This window comes from Halomonas sp. GD1P12 (genome assembly GCF_025725645.1).
Taxonomy (GTDB): Bacteria; Pseudomonadota; Gammaproteobacteria; order Pseudomonadales; family Halomonadaceae; genus Vreelandella.
Genome location: NZ_CP107007.1, coordinates 176,034 through 193,135 on the forward strand (window position 1 = coordinate 176,034; position 17,102 = coordinate 193,135).

General features: G+C 58.4%; 23 protein-coding genes. All 23 read left to right on the plus strand.

Features of this window, described 5'->3' with window-relative positions; genetic code table 11:
- Position 1 precedes the first annotated feature (1 nt).
- The 23 genes from rpoC to rplR all read left to right on the plus strand — a co-directional run bounded on the left by rpoC (position 2) and on the right by rplR (position 17,102).
- Positions 2-4,216, plus strand: coding sequence for a DNA-directed RNA polymerase subunit beta' (rpoC, locus tag OCT39_RS00815; protein ID WP_263585836.1), 4,215 nt, complete (start codon positions 2-4; stop codon positions 4,214-4,216).
- A gap of 199 nt (positions 4,217-4,415) precedes the next feature.
- Positions 4,416-4,790, plus strand: coding sequence for a 30S ribosomal protein S12 (rpsL, locus tag OCT39_RS00820; RefSeq protein WP_263585837.1), 375 nt, complete (start codon positions 4,416-4,418; stop codon positions 4,788-4,790).
- Between the two features lie 116 nt (positions 4,791-4,906).
- Positions 4,907-5,377, plus strand: a complete 471-nt coding sequence (gene rpsG, locus OCT39_RS00825; protein WP_252105857.1) for a 30S ribosomal protein S7 — start codon at positions 4,907-4,909, stop codon at positions 5,375-5,377.
- A 151-nt stretch (positions 5,378-5,528) separates the two neighbouring features.
- Positions 5,529-7,652, plus strand: coding sequence for an elongation factor G (gene fusA, locus OCT39_RS00830; protein WP_263585838.1), 2,124 nt, complete (start codon positions 5,529-5,531; stop codon positions 7,650-7,652).
- A 29-nt stretch (positions 7,653-7,681) separates the two neighbouring features.
- Entirely contained in the window at positions 7,682-8,875 is a 1,194-nt protein-coding gene (tuf, locus tag OCT39_RS00835) for an elongation factor Tu (RefSeq protein ID WP_252105859.1), read from the plus strand.
- 158 nt (positions 8,876-9,033) lie between these two features.
- Positions 9,034-9,345 carry a 30S ribosomal protein S10 gene (gene rpsJ / locus OCT39_RS00840; protein WP_009098983.1) on the plus strand — a complete coding sequence of 104 codons (312 nt, stop codon included), beginning with the start codon at positions 9,034-9,036 and terminating at the stop codon, positions 9,343-9,345.
- Positions 9,346-9,494: 149 nt separating this feature from the next.
- Complete coding sequence (rplC, locus tag OCT39_RS00845; RefSeq protein ID WP_252105860.1) at positions 9,495-10,133, plus strand: 50S ribosomal protein L3; 639 nt, start codon at positions 9,495-9,497, stop codon at positions 10,131-10,133.
- 15 nt (positions 10,134-10,148) lie between these two features.
- On the plus strand, positions 10,149-10,754 hold the full coding sequence (gene rplD / locus OCT39_RS00850; protein WP_263585839.1) for a 50S ribosomal protein L4: 606 nt from the start codon (positions 10,149-10,151) through the stop codon (positions 10,752-10,754).
- The gene (rplW, locus tag OCT39_RS00855) at positions 10,751-11,047 is read left to right on the plus strand and encodes a 50S ribosomal protein L23 (RefSeq protein ID WP_252105862.1); all 297 of its coding nucleotides are present in this window, start codon (positions 10,751-10,753) and stop codon (positions 11,045-11,047) included. Before rplD ends, rplW begins: the two co-directional genes overlap by 4 nt.
- A 17-nt stretch (positions 11,048-11,064) precedes the next feature.
- Positions 11,065-11,895, plus strand: a complete 831-nt coding sequence (gene rplB / locus OCT39_RS00860) for a 50S ribosomal protein L2 (RefSeq protein WP_252105863.1) — start codon at positions 11,065-11,067, stop codon at positions 11,893-11,895.
- 33 nt (positions 11,896-11,928) lie between these two features.
- Positions 11,929-12,204 carry a 30S ribosomal protein S19 gene (gene rpsS, locus OCT39_RS00865; protein ID WP_027337511.1) on the plus strand — a complete coding sequence of 92 codons (276 nt, stop codon included), beginning with the start codon at positions 11,929-11,931 and terminating at the stop codon, positions 12,202-12,204.
- Positions 12,205-12,222: 18 nt separating this feature from the next.
- Positions 12,223-12,555, plus strand: a complete 333-nt coding sequence (gene rplV, locus OCT39_RS00870; protein ID WP_252105864.1) for a 50S ribosomal protein L22 — start codon at positions 12,223-12,225, stop codon at positions 12,553-12,555.
- 11 nt (positions 12,556-12,566) lie between these two features.
- Complete coding sequence (gene rpsC, locus OCT39_RS00875; protein WP_263585840.1) at positions 12,567-13,271, plus strand: 30S ribosomal protein S3; 705 nt, start codon at positions 12,567-12,569, stop codon at positions 13,269-13,271.
- 15 nt (positions 13,272-13,286) lie between these two features.
- The gene (gene rplP, locus OCT39_RS00880; RefSeq protein WP_252105866.1) at positions 13,287-13,700 is read left to right on the plus strand and encodes a 50S ribosomal protein L16; all 414 of its coding nucleotides are present in this window, start codon (positions 13,287-13,289) and stop codon (positions 13,698-13,700) included.
- Entirely contained in the window at positions 13,700-13,891 is a 192-nt protein-coding gene (gene rpmC, locus OCT39_RS00885) for a 50S ribosomal protein L29 (protein WP_252105867.1), read from the plus strand. Before rplP ends, rpmC begins: the two co-directional genes overlap by 1 nt.
- A gap of 1 nt (position 13,892) precedes the next feature.
- Positions 13,893-14,153, plus strand: a complete 261-nt coding sequence (gene rpsQ, locus OCT39_RS00890) for a 30S ribosomal protein S17 (RefSeq protein WP_027337515.1) — start codon at positions 13,893-13,895, stop codon at positions 14,151-14,153.
- A 49-nt stretch (positions 14,154-14,202) separates the two neighbouring features.
- Complete coding sequence (rplN, locus tag OCT39_RS00895) at positions 14,203-14,574, plus strand: 50S ribosomal protein L14 (RefSeq protein WP_252105868.1); 372 nt, start codon at positions 14,203-14,205, stop codon at positions 14,572-14,574.
- 14 nt (positions 14,575-14,588) lie between these two features.
- Positions 14,589-14,903, plus strand: a complete 315-nt coding sequence (gene rplX / locus OCT39_RS00900) for a 50S ribosomal protein L24 (RefSeq protein WP_252105869.1) — start codon at positions 14,589-14,591, stop codon at positions 14,901-14,903.
- An 18-nt stretch (positions 14,904-14,921) separates the two neighbouring features.
- Positions 14,922-15,461 carry a 50S ribosomal protein L5 gene (gene rplE, locus OCT39_RS00905; protein WP_263585841.1) on the plus strand — a complete coding sequence of 180 codons (540 nt, stop codon included), beginning with the start codon at positions 14,922-14,924 and terminating at the stop codon, positions 15,459-15,461.
- 10 nt (positions 15,462-15,471) lie between these two features.
- The gene (rpsN, locus tag OCT39_RS00910; RefSeq protein WP_252105871.1) at positions 15,472-15,777 is read left to right on the plus strand and encodes a 30S ribosomal protein S14; all 306 of its coding nucleotides are present in this window, start codon (positions 15,472-15,474) and stop codon (positions 15,775-15,777) included.
- A 32-nt stretch (positions 15,778-15,809) separates the two neighbouring features.
- Positions 15,810-16,202, plus strand: a complete 393-nt coding sequence (gene rpsH, locus OCT39_RS00915) for a 30S ribosomal protein S8 (RefSeq protein ID WP_252105872.1) — start codon at positions 15,810-15,812, stop codon at positions 16,200-16,202.
- 9 nt (positions 16,203-16,211) lie between these two features.
- Entirely contained in the window at positions 16,212-16,742 is a 531-nt protein-coding gene (gene rplF / locus OCT39_RS00920) for a 50S ribosomal protein L6 (protein WP_252105873.1), read from the plus strand.
- 9 nt (positions 16,743-16,751) lie between these two features.
- Positions 16,752-17,102, plus strand: a complete 351-nt coding sequence (rplR, locus tag OCT39_RS00925) for a 50S ribosomal protein L18 (RefSeq protein WP_008959159.1) — start codon at positions 16,752-16,754, stop codon at positions 17,100-17,102.

Here is a 17,102-nt window from a genome sequence, read left to right on the forward strand (position 1 = left end):
AATGAAAGATTTGGTGAAAGTACTCAAATCGCAGTCTCAGTCCGAAGAGTTTGATGCGATCAAGATTACCCTTGCGTCGCCGGACATGATTCGCTCCTGGTCGTTTGGCGAGGTGAAGAAGCCCGAGACCATCAACTACCGGACGTTCAAGCCCGAGCGTGATGGTCTGTTCTGCGCCAAGATCTTTGGCCCAGTGAAGGACTACGAGTGCCTGTGCGGCAAGTACAAGCGCATGAAGCACCGCGGCATCATCTGCGAGAAGTGTGGCGTCGAAGTGACCAAGGCGGCCGTGCGCCGTGAGCGCATGGGCCACATCGAGCTTGCGAGCCCGGTGGCGCACATCTGGTTTCTGAAGTCACTGCCCTCGCGCATCGGCATGTTCCTGGACATGACCCTGCGTGATATCGAGCGCGTGCTCTACTTCGAATCCTTTGTCGTGATCGACCCGGGTATGACAACGCTCGAGCGTGGTCAGCTTTTGAATGACGAGCAGTACTTCGAAGCCCTCGAAGAGTTCGGTGACGACTTCGATGCCCGCATGGGTGCCGAAGCCGTGCAGGAACTACTCAAAGACATCGATCTGGAAGAAGAGATCAATACGCTGCGTGAAGAGATTCCGCAGACCAACTCCGAGACCAAGATCAAGAAGCTTTCCAAGCGTCTGAAGCTTTTGGAAGCGTTCTACCACTCCGGCAACGCGCCGGCGTGGATGGTCATGGAAGTGCTGCCGGTGCTGCCGCCGGATCTGCGTCCGCTCGTCCCGCTGGACGGTGGCCGCTTCGCGACCTCGGATCTCAACGATCTGTACCGTCGCGTGATCAACCGTAACAACCGCCTGAAGCGCCTGCTCGACCTGAACGCGCCGGACATCATCGTGCGCAACGAAAAGCGTATGCTTCAGGAAGCGGTCGACGCGCTGCTGGATAACGGCCGTCGCGGCCGGGCGATCACGGGCTCCAACAAGCGCCCGCTGAAATCCCTTGCCGACATGATCAAGGGTAAGCAGGGTCGTTTCCGTCAGAACCTGCTGGGTAAGCGTGTCGACTACTCCGGTCGTTCGGTCATCACCGTCGGCCCGACCCTGCGTCTGCACCAGTGCGGTCTGCCGAAAAAGATGGCGCTCGAGCTGTTCAAGCCGTTCATCTACTCCAAGCTTCAGTCGCTGGGCCATGCGTCCACGATCAAGGCCGCGAAGAAGATGGTCGAGCGGGAGCTTCCGGAAGTGTGGGACATCCTGGCCGACGTCATCCGCGAGCACCCGGTACTCCTGAACCGCGCGCCGACGCTGCACCGTCTGGGTATCCAGGCGTTCGAGCCGCTGTTGATCGAAGGCAAGGCGATCCAGCTGCACCCGCTGGTATGTGCGGCCTACAACGCCGACTTCGACGGCGACCAGATGGCGGTCCACGTACCGCTGACGCTGGAAGCCCAGCTCGAAGCCCGTGCGCTGATGATGGCGACCAACAACGTGCTGTCGCCGGCCAACGGCGAGCCGATCATCGTACCGTCGCAGGACGTTGTTCTGGGTCTTTACTACATGACCCGCGAAAAGATCAACGCCAAGGGCGAGGGCATGGTGTTCTCCGGCCTCAACGAGGTCGAGCGCGCTTTCGGTACGCAAACCGTTTCGCTGCACGCCCGCGTCAAGGTACGCCTTGATGAAGTCGTGATCGACGAAGAGACCGGCGAGCGCAGCGACAAGCGCTCCATTTACGACACCACCGTCGGGCGTGCGCTGTTGTTCCGCATTCTGCCGGAAGGCGTGCCGTTCGAGCTCATCGACAAACCGATGAAGAAAAAGGCGATCTCCGGGCTGATCAACGAGGTGTATCGTCGCTCCGGGCTCAAGCCCACGGTCATTTTCGCCGACCAGCTGATGTACACCGGTTTCCGCCTGGCGACCTGGTCGGGCGCGTCCATCGGCGTCAACGACTTCGTCATTCCGGATGCCAAGACCGAGATCGTCGACGCGGCGGAAGCCGAGGTCAAGGAGATCGAAGACCAGTTCTCCTCCGGTCTTGTGACCGCGGGCGAGAAATACAACAAGGTCATCGACATCTGGTCCAAGGCCAACGATAAAGTGGCCAAGGCGATGATGACGGGTATCTCGAAAGAGACCGTGATCGACCGCGACGGCAACGAAGTCGAGCAGGACTCGTTCAACAGCGTCTTCATCATGGCCGACTCCGGCGCCCGTGGTAGTGCCGCCCAGATCCGTCAGCTCGCCGGTATGCGTGGCCTGATGGCCAAGCCGGATGGCTCGATCATCGAAACACCGATCGTGGCCAACTTCCGTGAAGGCCTGAACGTACTGCAGTACTTCATCTCGACCCACGGCGCGCGTAAGGGTCTGGCGGATACGGCTCTGAAAACGGCCAACTCCGGTTACCTGACCCGTCGCCTGGTCGACGTGGCCCAGGATCTGGTGATCACCGAGACCGATTGCGGCACCGAAAACGGTCTGACGCTGCACCCGATCATCGAGGGTGGCGACATCATCGTACCGCTGTCTCAGCGCGTACTGGGTCGTGTCGTGGCGCTGGACGTCATCGATCCGAGCACCGAGGAAGTGCTGATCGCGCGTAACACGCTGCTCGACGAGAAGTGGTGCGCGGCCCTCGACACCATGGGTGTCGATGAAATCGTGGTGCGCTCGACCATTACCTGTGACACGCCGCACGGTGTGTGCTCGTCCTGTTACGGGCGCGATCTGGCCCGCGGTCACCAGGTCAACATCGGTGAGTCCGTCGGCGTCATCGCCGCGCAGTCCATCGGTGAGCCGGGTACCCAGCTGACCATGCGTACCTTCCACATCGGCGGCGCGGCCTCGCGTTCGTCTGCCGTGGACAGCGTTCAGGTCAAGCATGGCGGTAAGGTACGTCTGCACAACATCAAGCACGTCGAGCGCGCCGACGGCAAACTGGTCGTGGTGTCACGCTCCAGCGCCCTGGCCGTCGCCGACGACCACGGTCGCGAGCGCGAGTACTACAAGCTGCCCTACGGTGCCGAGCTTTCGGTACGCGACGGTGAAGTCGTCGACGCCGGCGCGACAGTGGCCAAGTGGGACCCGCACACGCATCCGATCGTGGCCGAGGTGGAAGGTAAAGCGCAGTTCATCGACCTCGACGAGGGTGTCACCATGCACCGCTCCGTCGACGAGATGACTGGCCTTTCTTCCATCGAGGTAATCGAGTCCGCGGCGCGCCCGATGGCCGGCCGCGACAAGCGTCCGATGGTCATGCTGCAGGACGCCGCTGGCGAGTACGTGTCGGTCTCCGGTTCCAACACGCCGGTGCAGTACCTGCTGCCGGGTAACTCGATCATCTCCGTCGACGATGGTACCGCCATCGGCGTGGGTGAAGTCGTTGCCCGTATTCCGGTCGAGGCGTCCGGTAACAAGGACATCACCGGTGGTCTGCCGCGCGTAGCGGATCTGTTCGAAGCGCGTAAGCCGAAAGAGTCGGCGATTCTCGCCGAGATCAGCGGCGTGGTGAGCTTCGGCAAGGAGACCAAGGGCAAGCGTCGTCTGACGATCACCCCGGAATCCGGCGACCCCTTCGAGGCGCTGATTCCCAAGTGGCGTCAGATCGCCGTGTTCGAAGGCGAGACCGTCGAGAAGGGCGAGGTCATCTCCGATGGCCCGAGCAACCCGCACGACATTCTGCGTCTTCTGGGCGTGGCAGAGCTGGCCAAGTACATCACCGCCGAGGTGCAGGACGTTTACCGTCTGCAAGGTGTTGGCATCAACGACAAGCACATCGAAGTCATCGTGCGTCAGATGCTGCGCAAGGTCGAAATCACCGACTCCGGTGACTCCGACTTCATCACCGGTGACCAAGCGGAGCTTGTACGCGTACTCGAGCAGAACGAGCGCCTCGAGAAAGAGGGCAAGTTCCCGGCCAAGTACACGCGTCTGCTGTTGGGTATCACCAAAGCGAGCCTGGCGACCGAGTCGTTCATTTCGGCGGCCTCGTTCCAGGAAACCACGCGGGTACTCACCGAAGCGGCGGTCACCGGCAAGCGCGACTACCTGCGCGGCTTGAAAGAAAACGTCGTGGTGGGGCGTCTGATTCCGGCGGGTACCGGTTTGACCCACCACGCCGAGCGTCGTCGCAAGCGCGAAGACGTCGAGCGTCTGTTCAATCCCTCGGCGACCGAGGTCGAACAGGAGCTGGGTGCTCAGCTCACCGCTCTCGACACCGATGACGAGCTGTAATCAGCGTTAAGGTGGCGAGTCACGCGGTCGAGTGATTCACCAGGCGGTTGGCCTTGGGTACGCGGTTCTGCCGGCAAAACGCCGGCGGGACTTGACGAAACCCAGGGTCAGCCATTAGAATGCGCAGCCTTTAACAGTGGGGTGGGTGCGCCCGCACCGCGAAAAAGGCCAAGGCAACCATTGGAGTCAGCTAAACACCATGGCAACGATTAATCAGCTAGTGCGCAAGCCGCGCAAGCGCCCCGTCACGAAAAGTGACGTGCCCGCGCTTCAGGCCTGCCCGCAAAAGCGCGGCGTTTGCACCCGCGTTTACACCACCACCCCGAAGAAGCCGAACTCGGCCCTGCGTAAGGTTTGCCGTGTGCGCCTGACCAACGGGTACGAAGTCTCTTCCTACATCGGTGGTGAAGGTCACAACCTGCAGGAACACTCCGTTGTTCTGATCCGCGGCGGTCGTGTAAAAGACTTGCCCGGTGTGCGTTATCACACCGTTCGCGGCGCGCTCGACACCTCCGGCGTTCAAAACCGTCGTCAGGGTCGTTCCAAGTACGGTACCAAGAAGCCGAAGTCCTAAGACTCGCGGTCTCTTTAATACGAATTTGCTGGTCTGATAAGAGTAAGGTCGGGCAACGCCAAAAGGCGACCGTAAGCCCCGGGTTTACCTGAAGGATCCTTAATTGAGGGCTTATCATGCCTAGAAGAAGAGTTGTAGCCAAACGCGAAATCCTGCCGGATCCGAAGTTCGGAAGTGACCGCCTGGCGAAGTTCATGAACCACCTGATGGTCAGCGGCAAAAAGTCCGTAGCTGAGCGCATCGTATACGGTGCGTTGGACAGGGTTGCCGAGCGTAGTAATGAAGAGCCGCTGGAAATCTTCGACAAAGCGCTGGAAACCATTCAGCCGATGGTCGAAGTTAAATCGCGCCGCGTTGGCGGTGCGACCTATCAGGTGCCGGTTGAAGTTCGTCCGTCTCGCCGCCAGGCGCTGGCTATGCGCTGGCTGGTAGACGCTGCGCGTCGCCGCGGTGAAAAAACGATGGTTCAGCGCCTTGCAGGCGAAATGCTGGACGCCGCCGAAGGCAAGGGCTCCGCTGTCAAGAAGCGTGAAGACGTGCATCGTATGGCTGAAGCCAACAAGGCCTTCTCTCACTATCGTTTCTAAGCTCGGCGTTGCTGAGTGGGTTTCTTTTAACCCGTTGCGTGCGTTGTGCTTAAGCCGCGCCGCAACCCACCGCCGCTATCCACTGATGGCGGCGGTGGCATAAAAGAAGTCGCAGGATCCAATAGCATCGCCAACTAACGGGAGTTTCACCGTGGCACGCAAGACTCCACTAAAGCGTTATCGCAATATCGGTATCGTCGCTCACGTTGACGCGGGTAAAACCACGACAACCGAGCGCGTACTGTTTTACACCGGCCTTTCCCACAAGGTGGGCGAAGTGCACGACGGTGCGGCGACCATGGACTGGATGGAGCAGGAGCAGGAGCGTGGTATCACTATCACCTCAGCTGCGACCACCTGTTTCTGGCAGGGCATGAACAAGCAGTTCGACGAGCACCGCATCAACATCATCGACACCCCCGGGCACGTTGACTTCACGATCGAAGTCGAGCGTTCCTTGCGTGTTCTCGATGGTGCGGTCGTCGTTCTGTGTGGCTCCTCCGGTGTTCAGCCGCAGACCGAAACCGTATGGCGTCAGGCCAACAAGTACGAAGTTCCGCGTATGGTGTTCGTCAACAAGATGGACCGTACCGGCGCTGACTTCTTCATGGTCGTCGAGCAGCTGAAGGATCGTCTGGGCGCCAACGCCGTGCCGATCCAGATCAACTGGGGCACCGAGGAAGACTTCAAGGGCGTTATCGACCTGCTGCAGATGAAAGCGATTCTGTGGGACGAGGCGAGCCTGGGCATGAACTACGACCTCGTGGACATTCCGGACGATCTCATGGAGACCGCCGAGAAGTACCGCGAAGAGATGGTCGAGTGTGCCGCGGAAGCGTCCGAAGAGCTGATGGACAAGTACCTCGAAGAGGGCGACTTGACCATCGAAGAGATCAAGGCCGGCCTTCGTGCGCGTACACTCGCCAACGAAGTCGTACTGGTCACCTGTGGCTCTGCGTTCAAGAACAAGGGCGTACAGGCGGTTCTCGACGGCGTTATCGAATACATGCCGTCGCCGACCGAAGTTAAAGCGATCGAAGGTGAACTGGACGATAAAGACGGCACCATCGCGACCCGCGAAGCCGACGATAACCAGCCCTTCGCGGCGCTGGCGTTCAAGATCGCGACCGACCCCTTCGTCGGTACCCTGACCTTCATCCGCGTTTACTCGGGCGTTCTGAAGTCCGGCGACGGCGTGTACAACTCCGTCAAGGGCAAGAAAGAGCGTGTGGGTCGTATCGTTCAGATGCACTCCAACTCGCGTGAAGAGATCAAGGAAATTCTGGCCGGCGATATCGCCGCCTGTATCGGTCTGAAGGACGTCACCACGGGTGACACGCTGTGCGACATCGATAACAAGATTATCCTTGAGCGCATGGAATTCCCGGATCCGGTTATTTCGGTCGCCGTCGAGCCGAAGTCGAAAGCCGACCAGGAAAAAATGGGCGTGGCACTGGGCAAGCTGGCCCAGGAAGATCCCTCTTTCCAGGTGAAAACCGACGAAGAGACCGGCCAGACCATCATTTCCGGTATGGGTGAGCTGCACCTGGACATCATCGTTGACCGCATGCGTCGCGAGTTCAAGGTTGACGCCAATATCGGTAAGCCGCAGGTCGCTTACCGCGAAACCATTCGCGGCAGCGTCGAGCAGGAAGGCAAGTTCGTACGTCAGTCCGGTGGTCGTGGTCAGTTCGGTCACGTTTACCTGCGTATCGAGCCGCTGACCGCTGAAGAGAAGGGTGAAGGCGAAGACGAAATCTTCTTCAAGTTCGCTTCTGAAATCGTGGGCGGCGTGGTTCCGAAGGAATACGTGCCGGCGGTAGAAAAGGGTGCTTACGAGCAGCTGAAAAACGGTGTCATCGCGGGCTACCCGATGATCGACGTTAAAGTGACGCTGTTTGACGGTTCCTACCACGACGTGGACTCGAACGAGACCGCGTTCAAGATTGCTTCTTCCATGGCCGTGAAAGAAGGTGCCAGGAAGGCCAAGGCCGTGCTGCTGGAGCCGGTGATGAAGGTCGAGGTCGTGACTCCCGAAGACTTTATGGGTGACGTCATGGGCGACCTGAACCGTCGTCGCGGCTTGGTGCAGGGCATGGATGACTCCTCTGCAGGTAAGGTCATCCGTGCAACGGTGCCGCTGGGTGAGATGTTCGGTTATGCAACCGATCTACGCTCTCAGACCCAGGGCCGTGCGAGCTACTCCATGGAGTTCGCGAAGTACGATGAGGCGCCCTCCAGCGTCGTTGAAGCCGTCATCAACCAAAACGGTTAACCGTTAGCTAACGTAAAGAGGTTATAGCAGTGGCTAAGGAAAAATTCGAACGTTCCAAACCGCATATCAACGTCGGCACCATCGGTCACGTCGACCACGGTAAAACGACTCTGACTGCGGCCCTGACTCGCGTGTCTGCCGAAGTATTCGGTGGCGACTGGCGTGAATTCGATACCATCGATAACGCTCCGGAAGAGCGCGAGCGCGGTATCACCATCGCAACGTCTCACGTTGAGTATCAGTCTGAAGTGCGTCACTACGCGCACGTCGACTGCCCGGGACACGCTGACTACGTCAAGAACATGATCACCGGTGCTGCCCAGATGGACGGCGCGATCCTGGTATGTTCTGCCGCTGACGGCCCGATGCCGCAGACTCGCGAGCACATCCTGCTGTCTCGTCAGGTTGGCGTTCCGTTCATCGTTGTCTTCCTGAACAAGGCAGACATGGTCGATGACGAAGAGCTCCTCGAGCTGGTCGAAATGGAAGTTCGTGAACTTCTGTCTCAGTACGACTTCCCGGGTGACGACACCCCGATCATCACGGGCTCTGCTCTGATGGCGCTGGAAGGCAAGGACGACAACGGCATGGGTACGACCGCCGTTGCCAACCTGATCAAGGCGCTGGATGACTACATCCCGGAGCCGGAGCGTGCGATCGACCAGCCGTTCCTGATGCCGATCGAAGACGTATTCTCTATCTCTGGTCGTGGTACTGTTGTTACCGGTCGTGTAGAGCGCGGTATCGTTAAAGCGGGCGAAGAAGTTGAAATCGTCGGCATGAAGGACACCACCAAGACCACCGTTACCGGTGTCGAAATGTTCCGTAAGCTGCTCGACGAAGGTCGTGCCGGTGAGAACGTTGGTGCTCTTCTGCGTGGTACCAAGCGTGATGACGTCGAGCGTGGTCAGGTACTGGCCAAGCCGGGCACCATCAAGCCGCACACCGTCTTCGAAGCCGAAGTCTACGTTCTGTCCAAGGAAGAGGGTGGTCGTCACACGCCGTTCTTCAAGGGCTACCGTCCGCAGTTCTACTTCCGTACCACCGACGTAACCGGTACTTGTGAACTGCCGGAAGGCGTTGAAATGGTTATGCCGGGCGACAACATTCAAATGGTTGTTACCCTGATCGCGCCGATCGCCATGGAAGACGGCCTGCGTTTCGCGATTCGCGAAGGCGGCCGTACCGTTGGTGCCGGCGTCGTAGCCAAAATCGTTCAGTAAGTTAGTCACTGAATGACGAAGGGGGCTCCAAGGAGCCCCCTTTTCTGCGCATCATGAGCAAATGTTTGACACGTGCTTTTGACGTGCATATAATGCGCATCCTTTGAATGCGTGGGTAGACGGCTCGCGCCGTCGACATCCATTGGAGTTTAGGGCAAATGCAGAACCAAAAGATTCGCATTCGGTTGAAAGCGTTCGACCATCGCCTGATCGATCAGTCCACAGCGGAAATCGTTGAAACCGCTAAGCGTACTGGTGCTCAGGTTCGTGGACCGATCCCGCTGCCGACCAACCGCGAGCGCTACACCATCCTGATTTCTCCGCACGTCAATAAGGACGCGCGCGATCAGTATGAGATCCGTACGCACAAGCGTGTGCTCGACATCGTCGAGCCGACCGAGAAAACCGTTGATGCGCTGATGAAGCTCGACCTCGCCGCCGGCGTTGACGTGCAAATCAAGCTCGACTAATCACACTAGACACTTGCGGCCCAGCGTTCATTAACGTTTTTTTGATCAGCAGCCGCCGCGTCGTGAGACGCCATACAATGTGCTAGTGGAATGCTCTGGAAAGGGCAGCCATAGCGGGTGATAGCCCCGTACACTATAGGAGACTGAGTATGACTATCGGTTTAGTCGGTAAAAAGGCCGGGATGACCCGTGTCTTTACCGAAGACGGCTCATCCGTGCCCGTAACCGTTATTGAAGTGGATCCTAACCGTGTCACGCGCGTTAAAACCGTCGAGTCCGACGGCTACGCAGCGGTACAGGTCACCACAGGCTCTCGCAAAGCCAAACACCTCACCAAAGCGCAAGCTGGACAGTTTGCCAAGGCGGGGGTTGAGGCTGGTCGTTCACTGATGGAATTCCGTCTTGCAGAAGGCGAAGAAGCTCCGGAAGTGGGTGGCGAACTCACCGTATCCCTCTTCGAAGCTGGTCAAATGATCGACGTGACCGGCACCTCCAAGGGTAAAGGCTTCCAGGGTGCTGTTAAGCGCTGGAATTTCCGTACCCAGGACAACAGCCATGGTAACTCCCTGTCGCACCGCGCGCCGGGTTCTATCGGCATGTGTCAGACCCCGGGTCGCGTATTCAAAGGCAAGAAAATGGCCGGTCAGATGGGCAACGTCCGCTGCACCGTGCAAAGCCTTGAAATCGTCCGTGTCGATGCCGAGCGTAACCTGCTGCTAATCAAGGGTGCTGTTCCGGGTGCAACCGGTAGCGACGTCATCGTTCGCAGCGCCGTGAAAGCTGGCTGAAGGGGATAATTACCAATGAATCTGAATCTTGCTGCAGGCACGGGTACCGTTGAAGTAGCCGACGCCACTTTTGGCAAAGAATTCAACGAAGCGCTCGTTCACCAGGTCGTCACTGCCTATTTGGCCGGTGCACGTCAGGGTACTCGCGCTCAAAAGAACCGTTCTGAAGTTCGTGGTGGTGGTAAGAAGCCGTGGCGTCAGAAGGGTACCGGTCGCGCACGTGCCGGCACCATCCGCTCGCCGCTATGGCGCAGCGGCGGCGTAACCTTCGCGGCTCGCCCGCAGGATCACTCCCAGAAGGTTAACCGCAAGATGTACCGTGCGGCGATGCGCTCCATTCTGTCCGAGCTCGTTCGCCAGGAACGTCTGGTGGCGGTTGAAGAGTTCACCGTGGACGCGCCCAAGACCAAGCAGGTCGCTGCCAAGCTGAAAGAGCTCAACCTTGAGAAAGTGTTGATCGTCACCGAAGAGATCGACGAAACGCTCTATCTGGCCGCTCGCAACCTTCCCCACGTCAACGTGGTAGACGTCGCGGCAGCCGATCCGGTGAGCCTGGTAGCCTATGACAAGGTCCTGATCACCGTCTCCGCCCTGCGTAAATTCGAGGAGAAGCTGGCATGAACCAGGAACGCGTATTCAAGGTTCTGCTTGGACCGCACGTGACCGAAAAGGCCGCGATGGCCGCCGAGCGCAACCAGTACGTCTTCAAGGTAGCGAGTGACGCTACCAAGCCCGAGATCAAGAAAGCCGTCGAAGCACTGTTCGGCAAGAAGGTCGGCAGCGTTCAGACTCTGAACGTCAAGGGCAAGACCAAGCGTACTGCTCATGGCGTTGGCCTGCGTAAGGGTTACCGCAAAGCGTATGTGACCCTGGCTGCGGGTGAAACGCTCGAAGACTTCTCTGGCGCCGAATAAGGGCAGGAGTACGGATAATGGCAATCGTCAAGACCAAACCCACATCCGCCGGTCGTCGCCACGTCGTCAAGATCGTTGGTGAGGAACTGTACAAGGGCCGCGCTTACGCGCCGCTTTTGGAAAAACAGTCCAAGTCCGGTGGCCGTAACAACTACGGTCGCATCACCACCCGCCACGTGGGCGGTGGTCACCGTCAGCACTACCGTCTGATCGACTTCAAGCGCACCAAGGATGGCATTCCGGCCACCGTTGAGCGCCTCGAGCACGATCCGAACCGCAGCGCCCACATTGCGCTGTTGAAGTACGCCGATGGCGAACGTCGTTACATCATCGCACCGAAAGGTGTCAGCGCGGGTGACGTGCTGGAATCCGGTGTCAACGCCGCCATCAAGAAAGGCAATGCCTTGCCGCTGCGCAACATTCCGCTGGGTTCGACCGTTCATGCGATCGAGCTGAAGCCGGGTAAAGGCGCGCAGATTGCTCGCAGTGCCGGTACTAGCGCACAGCTGGTTGCGCGTGAAGGCAACTACGCCACCTTGCGTCTTCGCTCTGGCGAAATGCGCAAGATCCTGGCCGAGTGCCGCGCGACCCTGGGCGAAGTGAGCAACTCCGAGCACAGCCTGCGTCAACTTGGCAAGGCCGGTGCGAAGCGCTGGAGAGGCGTGCGCCCGACTGTTCGCGGTGTCGCGATGAACCCTGTCGATCACCCGCACGGTGGTGGTGAAGGCCGCACCAGCGGTGGCCGTCACCCGGTATCCCCGTGGGGTATGCCGACCAAGGGTCACAAGACGCGTAAGAACAAGCGCACCGACAAGCTGATTATCCGTCGCCGTAACAAGACGCGTTAATCGAAATTGCCAAGACATTAAGAGGTAACGGCTGTGCCACGTTCACTAAAGAAAGGTCCCTTCATTGACCTTCATCTTTTGAAGAAGGTAGAGGCTGCAGTGGAAAAGAACGACCGCAAACCGATCAAGACCTGGTCGCGTCGTTCGATGATCCTGCCCAACATGGTAGGTCTGACCATCGCAGTCCATAACGGACGCCAGCATGTCCCGGTGCACGTCTCCGAGGAAATGGTGGGTCATAAACTGGGCGAATTCGCTGCCACTCGCACGTATCGCGGGCATGTGGCGGACAAGAAAGCCAAACGGTAAGCCAGAGAGGATTGAGAGATGGAAGTCACAGCTAAGCTGCGTGGCGCTCGTTTATCCGCCCAGAAGGCCCGTTTGGTGGCTGACCAGGTGCGCGGTAAACCGGTCGCCGAAGCTATTGACCTGCTGACCTTCTCACCGAAGAAGGCTGCCAAACTGGTCAAGAAAACGCTTCAGTCCGCCATCGCGAATGCGGAAGAAAATAACGGCATGGACATCGACGAGCTGCGTGTCTCGACCATCTGCGTCGATGAGGGCATGACGCTCAAGCGTATCAAGCCGCGCGCCAAGGGCCGCGCAGATCGTATCTTGAAGCGCACCTGCCACATCACCGTCAAGGTAGCCGAGAAGTAGGAGTCGACCAGATGGGTCAGAAAGTCAATCCAATAGGCATTCGACTGGGCATTGTCAAAGACCATGCTTCTGTCTGGTATGCCGAGCGCGGCGCTTACGCCGACAAGCTCAACAACGATCTCGCAGTGCGCAGCTTCCTGGAAGAGCGTCTGAAAAATGCCTCCGTGAGCCATATTCACATCGAGCGCCCTGCGAACAATGCCCGCATCACCATTCATACTGCCCGTCCGGGTATCGTGATTGGTAAAAAAGGTGAAGATGTCGACCGTTTGCGTCGCGACCTCACCGAGATGATGGGCGTTCCGGTTCACGTGAACATCGAAGAAGTTCGCAAACCGGAACTCGACGCCAAGCTGGTTGCCGCCAACGTTGCGGGTCAGCTGGAGCGTCGCGTGATGTTCCGTCGTGCGATGAAGCGCGCGGTACAAAACGCAATGCGTTTGGGCGCTGGTGGCATCAAGATCCAGCTGTCCGGTCGTCTGGGTGGCGCCGAAATCGCCCGTACCGAATGGTACCGTGAAGGTCGCGTTCCGCTGCACACCCTGCGTGCGGACATTGACTACGCCACCTTCGAAGCTCACACCACCTACGGCGTCATCGGCGTCAAAGTGTGGATCTTCAAGGGCGAAATCCTCGGCGGTATCGAGGAAGTACGTGCCAAGGCGAAGCAACAACAGCCTGCCGGCAACGCGCCCAAGAAGAAAGGTTCCAGGTAAGGGGAGAGCGAGTCGATGTTACAGCCCAAGCGTATGAAATTCCGTAAGATGCAGAAAGGCCGCAACCGTGGTCTGGCGCATCGCGGAAGCAAGATCAGCTTCGGGGAGTACGGCCTGAAAGCTACCGGTCGCGGCCGCATCACGGCCCGTCAGATCGAAGCCGGCCGTCGTGCGATCACACGTCACGTCAAGCGTGGCGGTAAGATCTGGATCCGCGTATTCCCGGACAAGCCGATCTCCAAGAAGCCACTCGAAGTTCGTATGGGTAAAGGTAAGGGTTCCGTTGAGTACTGGGTAGCCCAGATCCAGCCGGGTCGGGTCCTGTATGAAATTGAAGGCGTATCCGAAGAGCTGGCCCGTGAAGCATTTGACCTGGCCGCCCAGAAGATGCCCTTGTCCACCACCTTTGCAAAACGGACGGTGATGTGATGAAAGCCCAAGAAATTCGTGAAAAGTCCGCAGGAGAGCTCCAAGAGCAGCTCCTCGAGCTCCTCCGCGAGCAGTTTAACCTGCGCATGCAGAAGGCCTCCGGCCAACTGAGCCAGACTCATCTGCTCAAGCAGGTCCGTCGGGATATCGCCCGCGTGAAGACTTTGCTCAACGAGAAGGCAGGTGATTGAGATGGCCGAAGAGAAAAAAGCACGTACGCTCACCGGTAAGGTGGTGAGCGACAAGATGGAGAAATCCATCGTCGTCATGATCGAGCGTCGTGAGCGTCACCCGATCTACGGAAAATACGTTAAGCGCTCCACCAAGCTGCACGCCCATGATGAGGCGAACCAGGCGAAGGCAGGCGACACGGTTTCCATTCAGGAGTGCCGTCCGCTTTCCAAGAAGAAAGCCTGGACGCTGGTCGAGGTGGTCGAGCAGGCCAAGGGTTAAACCCTGGGTCTTCCAACCAGTGCAGTCAGATTAGGTTTGGAGAAAACCGATGATTCAGACTCAGACAATGCTGGATGTCGCCGACAACAGCGGAGCGCGCCGGGTGCAGTGCATCAAGGTGCTGGGCGGTTCACACCGTCGCTACGCTCGCGTAGGTGATGTCATCAAGGTAACGGTGAAAGAAGCCATTCCGCGGGGCAAGGTCAAAAAAGGCCAGGTCCTGAAAGCGGTGGTCGTTCGCACCCGTAGCGGTGTCCGTCGTAACGACGGGTCGCTTATTCGTTTCGATGGAAATGCGGCGGTTTTGTTGAACAACACCAACGAACAGCCGATCGGCACCCGTATTTTCGGTCCGGTCACTCGTGAGCTGCGTAACGAGCGGTTCATGAAGATCATTTCCTTAGCGCCTGAAGTGCTGTAAGGAGCGAGGCGAATATGCAAAAGATCAAACGTGACGATGAAGTCATCGTCATCGCCGGGAAGGATAAAGGCAAGCGTGGCACTGTTAAGCGGGTAATGGAAAACCGCTTCGTGGTGTCCGGTGTGAATATGATCAAGCGTCACACCAAAGCCAATCCCATGGCGGGAAATCAGGGCGGTATCGTCGAGCGTGAGGCTCCGATTCACGCGTCCAACGTAGCCATCTTCAATTCGGAGACCGGTAAGGCGGATCGCGTCGGCTTCCAGGTGAAGGAAGACGGTACCAAGGTACGTATCTACAAGTCGACGCAGACGCAGATCGACGCCTAACGCGAGTCGGGTAGCACAATGGCGAACTTGAAAGAACGTTATCAAAACGAGGTGGTGGCTCAACTCAAAGAGCAGTTTAGCTACGCCAACGTAATGCAGGTACCCCGGATCACGAAAGTGACTCTGAACATGGGTATCGGCGAGGCGGTCAGCGATAAAAAGCTGATCGACAATGCCGTCGGCGATCTGGAGAAGCTCTCTGGTCAAAAGCCGCTGGTGACCAAGGCACGTAAGTCCATCGCGGGCTTCAAGGTGCGCGAAGGCTGGCCAATCGGTATCAAGGTAACGCTGCGCGCAGAGCGCATGTGGGACTTTTTGGACCGTCTGGTGAACATCGCGATTCCTCGCGTGCGTGACTTCCGTGGTCTCAACCCGAAGTCCTTCGACGGTCGTGGCAACTACTCCATGGGTGTGCGTGAGCAGATCATCTTCCCGGAGATCGAGTATGATAAGATCGATCGTATCCGCGGGTTGGACGTCACCATCACCACTACCGCCAACACCGACGAGGAAGGCCGTGCGCTCTTGAGCGCGCTGAACTTCCCGTTCAAGAAATAAGGGTGGGATCATGGCTAAGAAAAGCATGGTAGAGCGTGAACAAAAGCGTGCAGAGCTGGTCGAGAAGTACGCGGCCAAACGCGCTGAGCTCAAGAAGATCATCTCGGACGTGAACACGACCGATGAAGACCGCTTCGAGGCGACGCTGAAACTGCAGCAACTGCCGCGTGACTCGAGCCCGGTGCGTCGGACTAACCGCTGCCGCATCACTGGCCGTCCGCACGGTTTTTACAACAAGTTCGGCCTTGGCCGTAACAAGCTGCGTGAAGCCGCCATGCGTGGCGACGTCCCTGGACTCAAGAAGTCCAGCTGGTAACGCCACGTAGATTCATCAGGAGCGCACATTAAATGAGCATGCAAGATACTCTGGCGGATATGTTTACCCGTATCCGTAATGCGCAGATGGCCACCAAGGAGACGGCAGTCATGCCGTCTTCCAAGTTGAAAGTGGAAGTGGCCCGCGTGCTAAAGGAAGAAGGCTACATCGCCGACTTCACGGTTGCTGAAGGCGTCAAGCCCGAGCTCACCGTTACCCTGAAATACTTCGAGGGTAAGCCGGTCATCGAGCACATTCAGCGGGTTTCCAAGCCGTCTCTGCGTCAATACAAGGGTAAGAGCAATCTGCCCAAGGTCGCCGATGGTCTGGGTATCGCGATTGTCACCACCTCCAATGGTGTCATGACCGATCGTGCCGCGCGCCAGGCTGGCGTCGGTGGCGAAGTCATCTGCACCGTATTCTAGGAGGCTGGAATGTCCCGCATAGCGAAATATCCGGTTAAAGTGCCTGCCGGCGTTGACGTTAAAATCAACGACGATCAGCTGACCGCCAAAGGCGGTTTGGGCACGCTGTCCATGCCGATTCACCAGGACGTGGTGGTCGGTCAGGAAGACGGCCAGCTGACCTTCGCCCCGAGCGAATCTGCCAAGAGCTGGGCAATGGCCGGTACTACCCGCGCCCTGGTTCAGAACCTGGTCACGGGCGTATCCGAGGGTTTCACACGAACTCTCGAAATTGTTGGCGTCGGTTATCGCGCGCAAGCGAAAGGCCAGACGCTCAATCTTTCACTGGGCTTCTCGCACCCGGTCGACTACGAACTGCCTGAAGGTGTCACAGCGGAAACGCCGAAAAACACCACCATCGTGCTGAAAAGCGCGGACAAGCAGAAGCTCGGTCAGTGCGCCGCGGAAATCCGCGCCTTCCGTCCGCCCGAGCCGTACAAAGGCAAGGGTGTTCGTTATGGCGACGAGCAGGTCCGCCGTAAAGAAGCCAAGAAGAAGTAAGGCAGGGTTATGAACGCGAAGAAAGAATCTCGTCTCCGTCGTGCCCGCCGCGCTCGCGCCAAGATCCGCGAGCTGGGCGTGTATCGCCTGTGCGTCAACCGTACCCCGCGTCACATCTATGCGCAGATTATCTCGCCGGATGGTGGCAAAGTGTTGGCCAGCGCTTCCACGCTGGACAAGGCTCTGCGCGAGGGTGCGACCGGTAACTCGGACGCCGCCTCCAAGGTGGGCGCTCTGATCGCCGAACGCGCTAAAGAAGCAGGCATCACCCAGGTGGCCTTCGATCGTGCTGGCTTTAAGTATCACGGTCGCGTCAAGGCTCTGGCCGACGCCGCTCGTGAAGGCGGCCTGGAATTCTAA